This is a genomic window from Haloferax denitrificans ATCC 35960 (genome assembly GCF_000337795.1).
GTDB classification, from domain to species: domain Archaea; phylum Halobacteriota; class Halobacteria; order Halobacteriales; family Haloferacaceae; genus Haloferax; species Haloferax denitrificans.
Map to the genome: position 1 here is coordinate 209,232 of NZ_AOLP01000001.1, position 15,887 is coordinate 225,118.

Genomic DNA, 15,887 nt, shown 5'->3' on the forward strand with positions numbered 1-15,887 from the left:
GGGATTGGGGTGCACCCCGTCTCGGGGGCGAACACGACGGCAGACTGCCGTCGGTTCGACCGGGCGGCCGGCGACGCGAAGGCGGCGAATCGGGCCCGATGAGACGGGGTTAAATACCGCTCGTCCACCAACTATCGCTATCGGATGTCCTACAGCTACACGGGCGACGCGCACCTCGGGCTCGCGGCGTCCTACCGCGCCGACGACGACCCCTTCCCCACGGACACGTCGCTTTCGTTCCCGCGGCGGAACCACCTGCGAGAGGACGTAGACCTCATCAAGCGCCTCCTGTTTCCCCGCTGTTGGAACGCGGGGCCGTGGGTCGCAGACGAGGAACTCCTCCGCGACGCCGTCGCCAACTTCGGCGCGCTCTGCTACTCGGGTATCGACCCCTACACGGACGAGGACCCCGAGCCAATCGTGGACGAGGTCGTCAGGCGACTCCCCGATATCCGCGAGACGCTGAAGAAAGACGTGGAGGCGGCGTACAAGGGCGACCCCGCGGCGCGGAGCTACGTCGAAATCATCCGGTCGTATCCGGGCGTACAGGCGATTGTCGTCCACCGGGTCGCCCACGCCTTCTACGAGGCCGGCGCGCCCGCGTACGCCCGCGAACTCGCCGAGTACGCGAAGATGGAGTCGGGCATCGACATCCACCCCGGCGCGACCATCGGCGACTACTTCTTCATCGACCACGGCACCGGCGTCGTCATCGGCGAGACGACGACCATCGGCGAGTGGGCGCGCATCTATCAGGACGTGACCCTCGGCGCGCTCCACTTCGAGGAGGACGAAGACGACGAACACGCGCTCAAGAAGGGGTACAAGCGCCACCCGGACATCGGCGACAGCGTCGTCATCGGCGCGGGGACCAAGGTGCTCGGCGCGGTCTCCGTCGGCGACCACGTGAGCATCGGCGCGAACTCGTGGGTCACCGAAGACGTGCCGGACCACACGAGCGTCTTCATCTCCGAGCACCCGACTCACGAGCGGAAACACCGGGACTGAGTCGGCGGCGACGCGGAAAATCAGAAGGAGCGGGGAGCGCGCGGCGTGTTCAGTCGAACGTAATCCACGCGAGGAACACGAGGCCGAGCGTCTCGAAGACGTGCAACAGCATCATCAGCCGCCACGCGATGACGGGTACGTCGGTGCTGAACCACCCCGAGAGCGTCGGGTCGAGGATGTACATGTAGAACGCGAGCGCGTTCTCCGCGAGGAGGAACACCCCGAACACGAGGAGGCCGACGGCGTGTTTGGACCTGAAGGTCAGGTAGTTTCGGGCCCACACCGCCGACAGTGCGAGGAGCACGACGACGTTGACGCCCGAGGAGACCGTCGCGACGTCCACCCAGATACTCATTCGTTCTCTCCTTTCCCCGTCATCCTGATATACGCTTTCCCAAATCTTTCCATAATCACCGCGCCCCTGTCTCGCACGCTCAGTCCATCCGCTCGACGATCGTCTCGACGGTCCCCCAGTTGGCGCGACACCGCGGCGACGGGAGGTAGACCGCGCCGTAGTCGTCGCCGCTTCGCTGGACCACGTCGTTGTCCATGAGCACGTCGAGGTGGTGCCGGACGGTCTTGTAGTCGAGGTCGAGCGTCTCGGCCAACTGGTTGGCGTTTCGGGGCTGTTCCTCGACGGTCTTGAGGATGCGCACACGGTTTTCACCGCCGCGGGTTCCCGTGAGCACGTACCAGAGGACAGCCTCCATCGTGTTCGTTGATACGTCGGGTGAACCTAAGAGCATCGACCGACAGACGCCGACGCGACCGGCTGGGGCACCGTTACTCGTCTGACAGTCCGGTGGCGTCGCCCTCCTCGCGCCCGTCGTCTGACTCCTCGTCGGCCAATCGCTCGGAGACCGCCGACAGCGACTCCAACTCGACCGAGTCGGGCACGCGGGCGAGCGCCGACTCGGGCCAGTCGTCGTGCGCCAGCGTGAACGCCGCGTCGGGGTTCTCCTCGACCAGCCGCGAGACGCCGCGGGCGGCCTGCTCGTAGGCGTCGCGGTCGAGGCGCTCGGGGACTTCGGCGGTGAGCGGGTACGTCTCGGAGAGCGACCGCGGGAACGGGCCGAACGGCGGGACGACGCGCCACGTCGCGTCGAAGTCGTCGCCGGAGGGGATGCCGCCCTCGGTGAGGAGGACGTGGCCCTCGGCGGTCAGGCGGTCCATGCGGGCGTGGTGGCGCGCGACCTCGGGGCGGTGGGCGCTCTCGTTGGAGGCGTAGAAGAACGCGCCCTTGGAGGCGGGGTCCTCGCGTTCGAGCTGGTCGACGTGGTCGAGGAGGGCGCGGTAGCCGTCGAGCATCGCCGGGTGCGAGCGGGCGCGCTCCTCGACGAGTTCCATGAGGTCGCCGTCGCGGATGGCCTGCTTGATGCGGCGGAGTTCCGCGAACGTGACGTGGAGGTTGTGCTCGGCGAGCAGTTGCTCCTGTTCTTTCGACCCCGCGGCCCGCAGGTCGTCCGGCGAGTACTCCGTGCAGATGGGACAGGTACACGGGAGGTAGTCGAGGTCTTCGAGGTGTTCGGTCCCGCGGACCGTGAGATACCGGCCGTCGCGGGCGTAGAGGGCGTAGGCGGCGGAGTCGAACAGGTCACAGCCGAGCGCGACGGCGAGCGCGAGCATCATCGGGTGGCCCGCGCCGAACAGGTGGACCGGGGCGTCGACGCCGAGACCGCGCTTGGCGGCGGCGACGGCGTCGACCATGTCGTCGTAGCGGTAGGCGTTCATCATCGGCACGACCGCGCCGACGGGGAACACGTCGAGGTCGGTCGCGTCGGCGTGGCGGCCGGCCTCCTCGCGGAGGTCCGGGTAGGTCGACCCCTGTACGGGCGCGTTGACGAGCATCTCGCCCGTGTCGGCCGCCTCGGCGTCGGCGAGGGCTTGCCTCGTGATTTCGAGGTCCGTCTCGGCCTGCTCGCGGGCCACGTCCGGCGGCGTCGGGATGTCGACCGGGGTGGCGATGTCGGTGCCGATGTCGCGCTGGAACTGGAGAATCTCCTCGGTCGTCGTGTCGATTTCGCCGTACTCGGCGAGCTGGAACGACCCCGAGTCGGTCATGATGGCCCCGTGGAAGTCGAGCATCTCGTGGAGCCCCACGTCCAGCGCCTCCTCGCGGAGGTGCTCGTTCGTCTTGATGATGTAGGAGTTGGTGATGAGGATGTCCGCGCCGAACTCGGATTCCAGTCGCGCGGGCGAAATCGTGTCGATGTTGGGGTTGACGACCGGCAGGAGGGCCGGCGTCTCGACGGTGACCCCCGCACGCGGGACCGAAAGGCGGCCGATGCGCCCGGCGAGGTCCCCGTCGCGGAGTTCGAAGTGGTCGCGCATGGAGTGGCGTTTCCCGAGCGCGGCGGTAAGGGTTGCGTTCGCGGGGCGGCCGGCCGCCAAAAATGGACACACGAATACATACCAGATGATTCCTTGAGATGTTATAGATAATATACACGAGAGATATCAAACGTGATTTTTTGGGCGAACAGTTTACAAAGAGATTAGAATAACTGGCTAACCAGATGTTAGCCGACTTATCGCCACTCGAAGTAACCGCGCTCGCCGTCTCCCTCGTCGGGCTCATACCGGTTATCACGCAGTACAGAGACGAGACTAAGCTGTTCGCCGCGGGGTACGTCCTGCTCGTCGTCGGGATGGTGGCGACGAACGTCGAGGCGCTGTTCCTCGGGTCGGTGCTCAACTTCGTCGAGCACGCGTTCGGCATCGGCCTCGCGGGAGTCACGTTCTTCGCGGCGGCGTACGTGCGCCGGAAAAACGTCATCAACGGCGGTGACGCCTCGTGATAATCGACGCGCTGTTCGACGCTATCGGGACCCTCGGGTTCGTCGGCGCGGCGGTGCTGGCGTGGCTCAACTACCGCGACACCGACGCGGAAGCGTCGTTCTGGCTGACGTACGCGTTCGCCTCCGTGCTGGCGATTCTGTGGATGGTCAGCCTCACGATGGAGAAACTCGGCTTCTACACCGAGATATTCAACCTCGTGACCTCGCCGCTCATGACCGCCACGGTCGCCGTCTTCGCCATCGGCGGCACCGCGACGCTCGCCATCGTCGCGGACATGAAAGAGCTCGTCGACGACGCCGAGACCCGGCGGCGCGAACTCGACGCGCTCACGACGGACCTCGAACGGCAGGCCGAGAGCTACGGCGACGCGATGCAGACGGCCGCCGACGGCGACCTCACCGTCCGCGTCGACGCCGAGAGCGACAACGACGCGATGCGCCGCATCGGGCGGGGCTTCAACGAGATGTTAGACGCCCTCGACTCGGTCGTCGTCCGGATACAGACGTTCGCCGAACAAGTCGACGACGAGAGCTCCGAGGTCACCGCGAGCGCCGACGCCGTGAAGGCGACGAGCACGGACGTCGCCAACAGCATCGAGGAGATTTCGGCGGGCAACGAGACGCAACACCGGAACCTCAACGCCGCCGAATCGGAACTGAGCAACCTCTCTGCGACCATCGAGGAAATCGCCTCCTCCTCCGAGGAAATCGCGCGGCAGTCCCAACAGACCGTCGAACGCGCCAAGGAGAGCCGCGAAGCGGCCAGTTCGACCATCGAGAAGATGGAGCAGTTGGAGTCGCGGTCGACAGAGACCGTCACGGAGGTCGAAGACCTCCAGCAATCCGTCACCCAGATCAGCGAGGTCGTCGACCTCATCGACGACATCGCCGAGAAGACGAGCATCCTCGCGCTCAACGCCTCCATCGAGGCGGCGGGCGCGGGCGACGCCGGCGAGGGCTTCGCCGTCGTCGCCAGCGAGGTGAAGACGCTCGCGGAGGAGACCGCCGAGGCGACCCAAGAGGTCGACTCGCTCATCGGCGACATCGAGGAGTCGACCGAGAACGTCGCCGAGGACACCTTCGAGACGCAGGCGGAGGTCGAAGCCAGCCGCGAGACCGTCGGCGAGACCGTCGACGTGCTCGAAGAAATCGTCCACAAAATCGAAGACAGCAACGACTCCATCCAGTCCATCAGTAGCGCCACCGACGAGCAGGCGCAGTCGACCCAAGAGGTCGTCACGATGATGGACGAGATAACGAACCTCAGCGACCGGACGGCCTCGGAGGCGCAGAACGTCTCCGCCGCGGCCGAAGAACAGACCGCCGCGACCCAGCAGATCGCGGCGTCGTCCTCGTCGCTGTCGGAGCGCGCACAACAGCTCAAATCGCTCGTCGCGCAGTTCGAATCCGGGCGCGCGGCCGGCGGCGCACCGGGCCGCGAGACGGCGACGCCCGCGGCCTCGACTCCCAACCGGGCGATGCGGGCCGACGGCGGCGACGACGACCGACCGAACTGACCGACGACAGACGACCGGCGCGCGAGCGAGCGCCCGACGAACGTTTTTCCGCCGGCCCGCCGACCGGCCGAGATGGAACCTATCAGCGAGTCCGACCTCGGCTGGAGTCTCTACGAACTCCCGGTCGGATGGGTGACGCGCCTACGCGCCGACGCCCCAGAAGAAGGCGATGCCGGCCACGGTGACGACCGACAGGAGCAACTGCAGGGGCGCGCCGACGCGGAGGAAGTCGGAGAACCTGTAGCCGCCGGGACCGTAGACGAACAGGTTCGTCTGGTAGCCGACGGGGGTCATAAAGGCCGTCGACGCCGCGAACGTCACGGCGAGGACGAACGAGAACGCGTTGGCCCCGATTGATTGGGCGGCGCTGGCGGCGACCGGAATCATGAGCACGACGCTCGCGTTGTTCGAGATGACGCTCGTGAGCAACCCGGTCGCGAGGTAGAACACCCACAGGACGCCGATTGCGGGGAGGACCGTCGCTGTCGAGGCGACGGCGTCGCCGAGGAGCGCCGCGGCACCCGTCTGTTGGAGCGCGACGCCGAGCGGGATGACGCCCGCGAGCAGGAAGATGACGTTCCACTCGACCGATTTGTACAGTTCGTTCGGCTTGAGGACGCCGGTGAGAATCATCGCGACGACACCGCCGAGCGCCGAGACGACGATGGGGAGGACGTTGAACGCCGGGAGCGCGACGACCCCGGCGATGATGGCGACGGCGAACGGCGTTTTCTCGGTCCGGTAGTCGACGTCGTCGAACTCGTGGGCGACGATGAAGTCCTCGTTTTGGACGAGGCGCGTGAGGCTGTCGGGCGGGGCCTGCACGAGGAGCGTGTCGCCGACGCGGATGTCGATGTCCTCGAACCGGTCGCGGACGACCTTCCCGCGGGTCCGAAAGGCGAGCACGTTCGCGTCGTAGCGCTGTCGGAACGTCGAACTGGCGAGGCTCTCGCCGACGAGGAACGAGCCCGAGGGGACGACGACCTCGACCATGACCGGCTCTTCTTCGCCCGGGTGAAGTTCGCTCTCCGAGCGGGGGCCGCCGACGAACGTGAGCCCCTCCGAGCGCATGATTCGTTCGAGCGTCTCCCGGTTCGTGCGGAGCCGGAGCGTGTCGTTCTCGTGAATCTCCTTGCGGGCCAGCGGTTCGAGGAACTGCTCGCCGTAGCGGATGAGCTGTAGCACGTCGATGTCGAGGTCGTCGTCGCCGAGCGCCTCTTGGACGGTCTGCCCGATGAGCGACGAGTCCGCGGGGACGACCACGTCGGCGAGGTACTCCTGGAGCGCGTACTCCTCGACGAGGTCGTCCTCGGCGGGCACCCGCTTGGGGATCAGGCGCACGCCGACCGTCATGAGGTAGACCGCGCCGACCGCGAAGACGATGACGCCGAGCTTGGTGAACTCGAACATGCCGAAGGCGTGGAGGCCGAGACCGGGCGACTCCTGTCCGAGCTGGGCCGCGATGTCGCTGGCGAGGATGTTCGTCGACGTGCCGATGACCGTCAGGGTGCCGCCGAGCATCGAGGCGAACGAAAGCGGCATGAGGAGCTTCGACGGCGAGGTCTTGCCCTTGTGCGCGAGGTCGACGACGACCGGGACGAGGATGGCCACGACCGGCGTGTTGTTGATGAATCCCGACACCGGGCCGGTGACGCCAATCGTCGCGGCGAGTTGCTTCGTGCGGCTGGTGCCGGCGAACTCGGCCATCTTCCGCCCGATTTGCTGGACGACGCCGGTCCGGTTGACCCCGGTGCTCAGGATGAGCATCGCCAACACGGTGATGGTCGCGGGGCTGGCGAACCCAGACAGGCCCTCTCGCGGCGAAATCTGCGTCCACGGCTCCAGCATCATCAGGAGGACCATCACCACGATGGCGGTCACGTCGATGGGGAGCCACTCGGTGGCGAACAAGACGAGAGACAGGAGAATGAGCGCGAAGACGACGAGCATATCGCCCGTGACGGCCGCCGGGACGAGTCCCTCGACTACCGACACGAGTGTGGAGAAGAACACGTCTGTTCGAGGGGCCAGCGAAGGAAAAAGGCTGGTATCCCCGGCCGCTCAGAACAGCAGGCCGGTCGGAACCCCGCCGGGGTTCATCTCGGTGAGCTTGAACACGAGGTACGCCAGCGAGAACAGCGTCGCGTTGTACGCGCCGTGGATGAGCGCCGGGACGGCGATGTTGTCGGTCAGTTCGTACGCCGTGCCGAAGACGACGCTCGGGAGGAACAGGATGCCGATGGTGACGAGTCGGCCGCCCGCGCCGCCGGTCAGCGCGACGTAGTGAATCGCGGCGAAGATGGCGCTGGCGAGGGCGATACCCGGCACCGGGCCGAACGACTCGCGGATGCGGTTCTGGACGACCCCGCGGAACAGCAGTTCCTCGCCGGGGCCGATGAGGAGGAACGACGCCGGGACGAGGAGCAACAGCACCTCGGGGTCCTGCGCGGCGATTTCGGTCACCTGGTTCGACCCCGCTTGGACGCCGAACGTCGAGACGAGGAACGCGCCGACGAACGCCGCCACGAGCGCCGTCACGTAGCCGAGGACGACCGCGACGATATCGCGGAGCGACGGGACTGAGACGCCGAAGTACGAGCGGTCGAGGCCGCGGTACCGGCTGTAGACGAGGGCGACGCCGCCGAAGGCGATGCCCTGCAAGAGGACGAGCGAGATGACGATGAGCGCGAGGGGCGTCAGTTCGACGCCCGCGCTCACCGCCGCGAACTGCGTGATGACGACAAGTATCGTTCCGACGACGAGACCGCCGCCGCCGAGGGCGATCGCCGCGAGGAAGGACCGAGCGAGGTCGGGGAGACGCGTCGTAGTAGACACAGGCGACCAGTTGGAGCGCCGGCGTCAAAATCCTTCTCGCCTCGGAACGGGGTTCGAGGGACGAACGCGAATGTGAGTCGGTCGCCTGACCACTCGGTGAGCTGACGCGCGGCCCGCGGCCGACCGAGAAATGTCTGACAGTCGCTACGTTTTACCGCGACGCAGCTCAACTCAGCGTATGCGATATCTCACGGTGCTGGTCAAACCGGAGAGCCGGGACGCGTTCCATCCCCTCGGAAAGCGGTTGACGGAAGCGCCGTCGGTCGAGAGGCGAGCGATTCATCACGTCGAGTTGCTCGCCGACGGCACCGTGTTGCTGTTCGCCGAAGCGAGCGGCAGTCAAGAGCGATACAGACAGATTATGGAGAACGCCCCGCGCGTCATTGACTACCTCGTCTCGGGAGATGACCCTTGGATGGCCGTGAGTAATTTCGAACCGACAGAGTCGTCGCGGCGGACGCTGGAACTACAACGGGAATCTCCGCTGGTAATCGAGACTCCGATGCGCTTCACCGATGACGGAGGTATCAAGCTGACGTGTCTGGGAACCGACGAGGCGTTCGGAGAACTGTTCGGAGTCGGTGTCGAAAGAGCGAGTGTCTCGGTCGAACTACTCGAAATGGGCGATTTCGAACCCGACAAGTCGACGTTCAGCAGGACGTTGACTCCCCGACAAGAGGAGGTACTGGAGGCAGCAGTTCAGTTGGGATACTACGACGTTCCCCGAGAGGCGTCACTTCGGGACGTTGGGGAGGCAGTCGGAATCACTCCTTCGACGGCCGGTGAACACCTCCGAAAAGTCGAACAGCGCGTGTTCAACGAACTTGTTTGCTAACGTTTTCGCGTCAGACGTTGCGGGACGGCGGACGGTGGGTGCGGTTCGCGCCAGACACGGTGATAAAAGTAGCCTCACGGCTACGGCAGTAGCCGTACCCCAGTCTGTCACCTGCGCTTAGGTACCGGTTCGAACTCACATGAGTCCCGCACAGAGACAGCGCCCGATCATCACTCCGAGCCAACAGCAATGACGGACACAGACACCCACCCAAGCACCGACGGCTCGCTCATCGACGCGTCCGGCATCGAATCCAACACCCGTCACGTTAACGGCGTCCGGTTACACGTCGTTACTGCAGGCGACTCCGACGATCCACTTGTCGTGTTACTGCACGGCCATCCCGACTTCTGGTACGGGTGGCGCGCCCAGATTCCGCGGCTCGTCGAGGCGGGCTTCCGAGTGGTCGTCCCCGACCAGCGAGGGTGTAACCTGAGCGAGGCACCCGACGGAATCGACTCCTACCGAGTGTCAGAACTGACAGCGGACGTGTGCGCCCTCATCCGTGACGAGGGACGGGAGTCTGCCCACCTGATCGGCCACGATTTCGGCGGGTTCGTCGCATGGAACGTCGCCCTCCGCCAACCGTCCGCGGTCGACCGACTCGGGATTCTGAACGTCCCACACCCGGCGGTGTACCGAACGACCCTGCGGTCGAGCCCCGAGCAGATCGCCCGGAGTTGGTACGTCTGGTTCTATCAGTTGCCGAGGCTCCCCGAATGGATTCTCAGTTGGAACGACGCGAGCAGGATGGTCGCCGCCCTCGAAAAGACGTCCAACCCGGGGACGTTCGACCGAGAGACTATCGACCGCTATCGGGCCGCCTGGCGGCACACGGGTATCGGGCCACGAATAGACTGGTATCGTGGGTTCCTCCGGTCGGAAAGCCCGCCCCGCGAGGTCGTCACCCAACCGACGCTGGTCTGCTGGGGCGAAGACGACATCGCACTCGTCCCCTCGATGGCGAAACAGAGCATCGACTACTGCGAGGACGGCCGGCTTCGGACGTTCCCCGACGCGTCGCATTGGGTACACCACGAGCGCGAGGAGGTGACCGACGAGCTGATTCGTCATCTCTCCTGAGCGGCGGCCCAGGAGGCGAACGCAAACGCAGGACGAAAAGGGGAACCAGCGACGGCCCTCTCGGCTCCTTACTCGCCGGCGAGTTCGTAGTAGAGCACGCCGAGAACTGTCCGCGCGTCGCGGACCTCGCCCGCGAGGACCGCCCGCTTGAGGTCGTCGTACTCGACCGTCGTCGGGCGAATGCTCTCGTTGAAGTCGAGGTTCTGGTCGGCGCTCGGCTCGCACCCGCGCGCGACGAAGTAGTGATGGACCGAGTTGGCGATGCCGTTGGCCGGCTCGACGGTCACGAGCGGTTCGACCGCCTCGGCCTCGTGGCCGGTCTCTTCCGCGAGTTCGCGCCGGGCGGCCGCGGCGTAGTCGTCGTCGTCCGGTTCGGTGCCGCCGGCGGGGAGTCCGCGGTTCGTCCGACCGACGGCCTGTCGCCACTCGTCGATGACGACCACATCGCCGTCGGGCGTGAAGGGGAGGACGACGACCGCCGCCGGCTCGTCGACGTAGTGGAAGTCCGTCTCGGTGCCGTCGGGGAGCCGAACGTCGTCCATGCGGATGTCGAAGCCGGGACACGAGTAGTCGATGCGCGTGTCGGTGGTCTCCCACGCGAGGTCGTCGTCGCTCATGGCTTCACGTGGCGGCGGTGTTTCCAAAAGCGTCGCGATACCCCGCTACCCCGCGTCGTCGAACGAGACGGTCGCGAGGTCGGCTTCGAGGTCGTCGACGTACTCGTTGTACGCCTCCACGAACTCGACGAAGTCGCCGGCGAGTTCGCGCACGTCGGGCGCGGCGGGGGGTTCGTACTGCGACAGCAGGTAGATGCCTCCCTCGCCGCCGACGCGGAGGTACGACGCCCGCGGGCCGTCCCACTTCAGCTCCCAGCGCGTGCCGCCGACCCGCTGGGTGAAGGTGCCGTACTCGCCGTCGAAGCGGTTGAGTTCGCCCGCCATGGTGTCGGCCACCTCGCGGATAGTCGAGACGAGTTGGTCCCGCTGGGCGACGATTTCCTCGGTCGTCGTCACCGTGGGGAACTCCGTCGGTACGTCGTCGAGGACGCCGTCGAGCGACTCGACGTGGTCGTTGTACGCCTCCACGAACGCCGGGTAGTCCTGCATCGCCGTTCCGAGCGCCTTCGGCTCCGGGGGCTGTTTGGTCGAGACGACGTACGTCTCGCCGCCCGACTTCCCCTTGAACCGGAGGTACTGGAGCGCGCCCGCCTCGTACTTGAGCGTCCACGTCCCGCGGCGCGTCTTGAACGTCTCTTGGCCGTAGTCGCCGCCCTGGAGGATGGCGAGTTCGCGCGCGATGGTGCCCGCGTGGGCCTCGACCGCGGCGACGACCTCGTCGCGGTTGGCCGCGACGTCGTTGACGCTCGTGATATCGAACGAGAGGGCGTCAGTCATGGTCGGGAAATGGGTGGTAGAGGGGGATAAGTGCGTCCGTCGCCGGTTTTATCACCGACAGTACACGTCTCGAACGTGATGAGCCAACACAGGGCAACGATTGGTGGGACAATCGGGGGCATGGCGCGACGGGCGAACCCGGCCTTTGCGGGCGGCATCGTCGCCGTCTCGGTGGTCGCACTCGCCTATGCGGTGACGGTCGGGTCGCTCCAGCAACACACGTTCGTTCACGTCATGGCGGGCCTGCTGTGGACGGGCACCGACCTGTTCATGGGGGCGATTCTCGGGCCGGTCATCGGCGGGCTGACCGACGAGCAGAGCGCCGCGGTGTTCGAGCGACTCACGCCGAAGACCGCGTTTTTCCTCCCGTCGATGGCGCTTGTCACCATCGCGGGCGGCATCACGCTCGCCCAGCGCCTCGGGGTGTTTCCCCACGCCGAACCGTGGCTCGCGCTGTTCACCGCCGCGAACCTGATTCCGATTTGCCTCCTGCTCGGACGGCGGCTGAGCGCGTGGCGCGACCGGCGCTGGCAGGTCGTCTTCGCCGTCGCCACCGTCGGGTCGCTCGCGTGGGTCGCGACCACCATCGGCGACTTTCAGATGACCACGCCGGCCATCATTGTCGCGCTGGCGGTCGTCACCGTCCTCTCGGTGCAGGGCTTCGGCTTCCTGATGCCCGGCGAGATACGGATGTACTTCGAGATGACCTCCGACGACCCGGACCCCGGCGTCATCTCCGCCATCGGAAAACAGAACGCCATGCTCGGCGGCGTGCAGGGGCTGTTCCAACTCGTCCTCATCGCCGACATGGTGTACCTCCGCTACGGCGGCTTCTGAGGTGAAAACGGGGTGAAAACGAGGCGGCGGCCGCGCTCGCGCACTCAGTCGGTCCGCCGGAACACGCGGAGCGTGTCGCGGTCGCCGTGCTCACAGGCGACCTGCTCGACGCCGAACTGCGTGAACACGGCCGCCCAGTCGCGGTAGTACAGCGGGAAGTCGTACTCCTCGTCGTTGACGCCGCGGTCCTCGGGCGGGACGGACCGGTCGCCCTCGTTTTCGACGGTGACGACGTAGTCGCTCGCGCTCCGGGCGACCGCCTCGAACACCCACGCGTCGTCGGGGTGGACGTGCTGGAGCGTCTCGACGGAGTAGACGGCGTCGAACTGGCCCGGAGAGAACTCCTCGGCGACCGCCTCGATTGCGTCGGCGTAGAACGTCCCGCAGTCGGCGAGGTCGGGGTAGGCGTCGGCCATCACATCGAAGCAGTCGGGGTTGATGTCGACGCCGTGGAGGTTCTCGAAGCCGTGTTCGCGGAGGTGCGAGAGATGCCGACCGGGACCACAGCCGAGTTCGAGAATCGACGCCGAGGGGTCGAGACGCTCCTCGAAGACGCGCCGAATCGACTCGCTCGTCTCGTTCGGCCCGTAGTACGCGTAGTACTCCGGGGAGAACTCTCCCGACCGGTCTGCCCACTTCCGACGAACGTCGTTAGCATCCACGGTGTCGGAGACCGACCGGCCACGCGTAAAGCCTCGTCGGCTGGGGGCAGACGCGTCCGAGCGCAGAACTGCCGATACCACAGGATATCTCGGAATCGTCGACGAACCGCTAGGCGAGCGCGAGTAGAACCGATATATCAGAACATTCGTCTACAAATACCGACGATTCAGAAAAAGATTCAATAAAATAACCCCCATGACAGCACGACCCTCACAAGTCTTATCCGTAAAGGGCGTGTGTGTTCAAAAGCAATGGCGAAAGGAAACGTTGATTTCTTCAACGACACTGGCGGCTACGGTTTCATTTCGACGGACGATGCTGACGACGACGTGTTCTTCCACATGGAAGACATCGGCGGCCCGGACCTCGAAGAAGGCACGGATGTTGAGTTCGACATCGAGCAGGCCCCCAAGGGCCCCCGCGCGACGAACCTCACGCGCCTTTAAACTAATTTAGTACGCCGCGTTTCGCGGCAGAACGATAACTCACATTTTGCGTATATTCGACCGGCGAGCGACGCGTTCGCGGCCGGTCGGCTACGCGACCTATCCACGCACCACTCAGAGCGTGTCGGCCGCGCGGGCCTGCTCGGAGCGCCGCCGCGCCTGTTCGAGTCGCCGGTCGGTCGCCCGCGAGAGCGACCCCGGGAGCTCCCCGCGAGCCGCGGCCAGCCGCTCGGCCACGCGTTCGAGTCGCGCGGCGACGGTGTCGAGGCTCTCGTCCGCCCGTCCGCGGTCGCCCGCCTCGGCGCGTTCGGCGGCCCTGCGTGCGGCCTCCGCGACCGAGTCGAGCGCCTGCGCCAGCCCGCGAACCGCGTTCTCTCGTCCGCCGCTCGCCGCAGTTCCCGTCGAGTCGTTCGGAGTGTCCGTCTCCGCCGAGTCGTCCGAATCGTCAGCGCCGTCACTGTCGTCGTCGACCGCCGCGACCGCCGCGGCCGTCTCCGCGGAGATGTCTGCGAGGAACATCGAAAGCGACGCCTTCCCGGTCCGCGGCTCGTCGATGCGGACGCTCGGAATCGACGCGGGCGCGGCGTCACCGTCCGAATCCGACTCTCCGTTCACGGGGTCGGGGTTCACCCGGAACGCGCCGAGTTCGTCGTCGCTGTCGCGGACCTCGACGGTGTAGGCACCGCCGCGGTGGACGTAGACCGCGTCCGGCCCGGACAGCGGCGCGTCGTACAGTCGACCGCCGAAATCGTCTTCGAGCGCGAGCGCCGTCAGGTCGCGGTCGGTCCCGTCGGCGTCGACCTCGACTTTCGTCGCCGACTCCCGCGCGACGAGCGGGACTTCGCCGTCCACCCCCGCGGTTGTGACCGTTTCGCCGCCGTCGTCGCCGGATGACGATTCAGTCCCCGTCGCGGACGCCGACCCGGACCCCGCGTCACCGACCCGAACCGTCTCGCTGTGGGGAGCCGACCCCGCGCCGTTGACCGTGAGTCGGTGCTCGCCCGCGGGGACGCCCCGGAGGACGCCGAGACCGCCGAACGTCGGCGCGGCCTCGGGGTCGCTCTCCAAGAGGAGGACGGATTCGACGCCCGACTCGCGGGTCGTCACGCCCTCGCCGTCCGGCGCGTCCGCGTCGGTGACGACCTCCGTCACCCGAACGAAAAGCGTGTTGAGCGCCGAGGGCTCGTCGACCACGTCGTATCGCTCGGCGAGTTCGCTTCGGTGGGTCGGGTCGGTGATGTCGGCCGCGGGGTCGACGTAGCGCGACTGACTCCACGGCGCGCTCGTCGTCGTGAGGTGGCTCGCAATCGCGTCCTCGACGAAGCCCGGGACCGCGAACTCGAAGCTCAGTTGCGGCCCGGTGAACGCGGCGATGTGCTCGACTTCGCCCGCGGGGACGAGCGCGTACTCGATGTCGGCGTCGGCGTCAGCGTCGGCATTGGCGTCAGCGTCGGCGTCGCTGTCGCCGGCCGTCTCGGGGGCGAACACCAGCCCCGTCGACCGCGCCGGGAGGTCCGTCGGCGGCGACGACAGCGCGTCGAACGACCGCACCGTGAGCGCCTCGCCGACGAGGGCGTCGCGCGTGACCGACGGGAGCCGCTCGTCTTCGTACACCGGCGCGCCGTCGAGTTCCGGAACGACGTAGGGCAGGCGCGCGCCCTCGTCTCGCGGGAGCCCGTAAGCGATTGGAATCTCCGCGGCGTCCTCGATGCGGTCGAACGCCCGGTTCGTGATGTCCGCGAACGTCCCGCCCGCCGGGAGTCGCTGGAACCGGTCGGCCCGGTCGTTGAGCGAGAGCGCGCTGGAGTGCGACCCGAGTTCCGACAGCACCCGCGGCGGACGCTCGGGGTCCGGGTCGAGAAACTCGTTGTTCGGCACCGACCGCGCGTGGGAACTCGCGACGTACAGCTGGGGGACCGGCTCGTCGTCCGCCGTGTCGACGAAGACGTGCAGGACCTCCCAGTCGTGCCAGTGGAAGTTCGTCGTGAACTGGTCGAACACCGAGTAGAACCAGTACTGCACGGCCGTCAGCGACGACCCCTCGTAGCCGACCACGTTGTAGAACACCGTCGGCTCCGGCGCTCGCTCGCCGGTCTCCCGCCGTGTCGCGTGATAGCCGTCGAGCGCGTCGAAGCCGTCGACGACCGTCTCGCCGTCTCGGTCGCTCGCGTACGACCGCGGGTCCGTCGGGAACCACGTCTCGGCGGCGTCGAAGTAGAGCGTCGGCGCGAACCGCGCGGCGAGGTCGCGGGCGACGTCGTCGTCGACGCGCTCGGTCGGGGCGGCGGTGCTCGCGGTGTCGGTCGAATCGCCACCGAGGGCCGAACACCCGGCGAGCGACCCGACGCCGGCGCTCCCGAGCGCGGCGAGGAACGCCCGGCGGTCGACCGCGGGTCGGTCCGTCATCTGTCTAGCTGGTGGAGTCGAGGACGGCACAAATCTCTTGTGCCGGGCGGCGGCGAGTGCGGGTG

At 66.8% G+C, this 15,887-nt stretch carries 16 protein-coding genes; 7 read left to right on the top strand and 9 right to left on the bottom strand.

Features of this window, described 5'->3' with window-relative positions; all coding sequences use genetic code 11:
• Nucleotides 1-144: 144 nt before the first annotated feature.
• On the top strand, nucleotides 145-1,008 hold the full coding sequence (gene epsC, locus C438_RS00865) for a serine O-acetyltransferase EpsC (protein WP_004967331.1): 864 nt from the start codon (nucleotides 145-147) through the stop codon (nucleotides 1,006-1,008).
• Nucleotides 1,009-1,057: 49 nt separating this feature from the next.
• On the opposite strand, the gene C438_RS00870 is transcribed toward epsC, so the two are convergent.
• From C438_RS00870 to tgtA, 3 genes are all read right to left on the bottom strand, one after another.
• On the bottom strand, nucleotides 1,058-1,363 hold the full coding sequence (locus C438_RS00870; RefSeq protein ID WP_049917628.1) for a hypothetical protein: 306 nt from the start codon (nucleotides 1,361-1,363) through the stop codon (nucleotides 1,058-1,060).
• Between the two features lie 79 nt (nucleotides 1,364-1,442).
• Entirely contained in the window at nucleotides 1,443-1,718 is a 276-nt protein-coding gene (locus C438_RS00875; RefSeq protein ID WP_004967333.1) for a winged helix-turn-helix domain-containing protein, read from the bottom strand.
• Between the two features lie 73 nt (nucleotides 1,719-1,791).
• Nucleotides 1,792-3,339, bottom strand: coding sequence for a tRNA guanosine(15) transglycosylase TgtA (tgtA, locus tag C438_RS00880; protein ID WP_004967334.1), 1,548 nt, complete (start codon nucleotides 3,337-3,339; stop codon nucleotides 1,792-1,794).
• 185 nt (nucleotides 3,340-3,524) lie between these two features.
• On the opposite strand from tgtA, the gene C438_RS00885 reads away from it, so the two are divergent.
• Complete coding sequence (locus tag C438_RS00885) at nucleotides 3,525-3,806, top strand: hypothetical protein (RefSeq protein WP_004967335.1); 282 nt, start codon at nucleotides 3,525-3,527, stop codon at nucleotides 3,804-3,806.
• On the top strand, nucleotides 3,803-5,323 hold the full coding sequence (locus C438_RS00890) for a methyl-accepting chemotaxis protein (protein WP_004967336.1): 1,521 nt from the start codon (nucleotides 3,803-3,805) through the stop codon (nucleotides 5,321-5,323). The genes C438_RS00885 and C438_RS00890 overlap by 4 nt, the downstream gene beginning before the upstream one ends.
• Nucleotides 5,324-5,464: 141 nt before the next feature.
• On the opposite strand, the gene C438_RS00895 is transcribed toward C438_RS00890, so the two are convergent.
• Both C438_RS00895 and C438_RS00900 read right to left on the bottom strand, forming a co-directional pair.
• The gene (locus C438_RS00895; RefSeq protein WP_004967337.1) at nucleotides 5,465-7,336 is read right to left on the bottom strand and encodes an SLC13 family permease; all 1,872 of its coding nucleotides are present in this window, start codon (nucleotides 7,334-7,336) and stop codon (nucleotides 5,465-5,467) included.
• A 48-nt stretch (nucleotides 7,337-7,384) separates the two neighbouring features.
• Complete coding sequence (locus C438_RS00900) at nucleotides 7,385-8,158, bottom strand: CPBP family intramembrane glutamic endopeptidase (protein ID WP_004967338.1); 774 nt, start codon at nucleotides 8,156-8,158, stop codon at nucleotides 7,385-7,387.
• A 178-nt stretch (nucleotides 8,159-8,336) separates the two neighbouring features.
• Between C438_RS00900 and C438_RS00905 the strand changes: the two genes are divergently transcribed.
• Together C438_RS00905 and C438_RS00910 are read left to right on the top strand one after the other, a co-directional pair.
• A complete protein-coding gene (locus tag C438_RS00905) occupies nucleotides 8,337-8,993 on the top strand; it encodes a helix-turn-helix domain-containing protein (protein WP_004967339.1) in 657 nt (218 codons plus the stop codon).
• Nucleotides 8,994-9,182: 189 nt separating this feature from the next.
• Entirely contained in the window at nucleotides 9,183-10,076 is an 894-nt protein-coding gene (locus C438_RS00910; protein ID WP_004967340.1) for an alpha/beta fold hydrolase, read from the top strand.
• Nucleotides 10,077-10,144: 68 nt separating this feature from the next.
• Here the strand turns inward: C438_RS00910 and C438_RS00915 are convergent, their stop codons facing one another.
• Together C438_RS00915 and C438_RS00920 are read right to left on the bottom strand one after the other, a co-directional pair.
• Nucleotides 10,145-10,693 carry an NUDIX domain-containing protein gene (locus C438_RS00915; protein WP_004967341.1) on the bottom strand — a complete coding sequence of 183 codons (549 nt, stop codon included), beginning with the start codon at nucleotides 10,691-10,693 and terminating at the stop codon, nucleotides 10,145-10,147.
• A 45-nt stretch (nucleotides 10,694-10,738) separates the two neighbouring features.
• Nucleotides 10,739-11,470, bottom strand: coding sequence for a hypothetical protein (locus C438_RS00920; RefSeq protein ID WP_004967342.1), 732 nt, complete (start codon nucleotides 11,468-11,470; stop codon nucleotides 10,739-10,741).
• A gap of 120 nt (nucleotides 11,471-11,590) precedes the next feature.
• Here C438_RS00920 and C438_RS00925 point away from each other — a divergent pair, with 120 nt between their 5' ends.
• The gene (locus C438_RS00925; RefSeq protein ID WP_004967343.1) at nucleotides 11,591-12,307 is read left to right on the top strand and encodes a hypothetical protein; all 717 of its coding nucleotides are present in this window, start codon (nucleotides 11,591-11,593) and stop codon (nucleotides 12,305-12,307) included.
• A 44-nt stretch (nucleotides 12,308-12,351) separates the two neighbouring features.
• On the opposite strand, the gene C438_RS00930 is transcribed toward C438_RS00925, so the two are convergent.
• A complete protein-coding gene (locus tag C438_RS00930; RefSeq protein WP_004967344.1) occupies nucleotides 12,352-12,969 on the bottom strand; it encodes a class I SAM-dependent methyltransferase in 618 nt (205 codons plus the stop codon).
• 252 nt (nucleotides 12,970-13,221) lie between these two features.
• On the opposite strand from C438_RS00930, the gene C438_RS00935 reads away from it, so the two are divergent.
• A complete protein-coding gene (locus tag C438_RS00935; RefSeq protein WP_004041873.1) occupies nucleotides 13,222-13,416 on the top strand; it encodes a cold-shock protein in 195 nt (64 codons plus the stop codon).
• A 114-nt stretch (nucleotides 13,417-13,530) separates the two neighbouring features.
• On the opposite strand, the gene C438_RS00940 is transcribed toward C438_RS00935, so the two are convergent.
• The gene (locus C438_RS00940) at nucleotides 13,531-15,822 is read right to left on the bottom strand and encodes a hypothetical protein (protein ID WP_004967346.1); all 2,292 of its coding nucleotides are present in this window, start codon (nucleotides 15,820-15,822) and stop codon (nucleotides 13,531-13,533) included.
• Nucleotides 15,823-15,887: the final 65 nt, after the last annotated feature.

What these genes read in the sequence shown, in the direction of transcription:
- epsC (WP_004967331.1), top strand. Translation starts at nt 145, where the DNA reads ATGTCCTACAGCTACACGGGCGACGCGCACCTCGGGCTCGCGGCGTCC.
- C438_RS00870 (WP_049917628.1), bottom strand. Translation starts at nt 1,363, where the DNA reads ATGAGTATCTGGGTGGACGTCGCGACGGTCTCCTCGGGCGTCAACGTC.
- C438_RS00875 (WP_004967333.1), bottom strand. Translation starts at nt 1,718, where the DNA reads ATGGAGGCTGTCCTCTGGTACGTGCTCACGGGAACCCGCGGCGGTGAA.
- tgtA (WP_004967334.1), bottom strand. Translation starts at nt 3,339, where the DNA reads ATGCGCGACCACTTCGAACTCCGCGACGGGGACCTCGCCGGGCGCATC.
- C438_RS00885 (WP_004967335.1), top strand. Translation starts at nt 3,525, where the DNA reads ATGTTAGCCGACTTATCGCCACTCGAAGTAACCGCGCTCGCCGTCTCC.
- C438_RS00905 (WP_004967339.1), top strand. Translation starts at nt 8,337, where the DNA reads ATGCGATATCTCACGGTGCTGGTCAAACCGGAGAGCCGGGACGCGTTC.
- C438_RS00910 (WP_004967340.1), top strand. Translation starts at nt 9,183, where the DNA reads ATGACGGACACAGACACCCACCCAAGCACCGACGGCTCGCTCATCGAC.
- C438_RS00915 (WP_004967341.1), bottom strand. Translation starts at nt 10,693, where the DNA reads ATGAGCGACGACGACCTCGCGTGGGAGACCACCGACACGCGCATCGAC.
- C438_RS00920 (WP_004967342.1), bottom strand. Translation starts at nt 11,470, where the DNA reads ATGACTGACGCCCTCTCGTTCGATATCACGAGCGTCAACGACGTCGCG.
- C438_RS00925 (WP_004967343.1), top strand. Translation starts at nt 11,591, where the DNA reads ATGGCGCGACGGGCGAACCCGGCCTTTGCGGGCGGCATCGTCGCCGTC.
- C438_RS00935 (WP_004041873.1), top strand. Translation starts at nt 13,222, where the DNA reads ATGGCGAAAGGAAACGTTGATTTCTTCAACGACACTGGCGGCTACGGT.
- C438_RS00940 (WP_004967346.1), bottom strand. Translation starts at nt 15,822, where the DNA reads ATGACGGACCGACCCGCGGTCGACCGCCGGGCGTTCCTCGCCGCGCTC.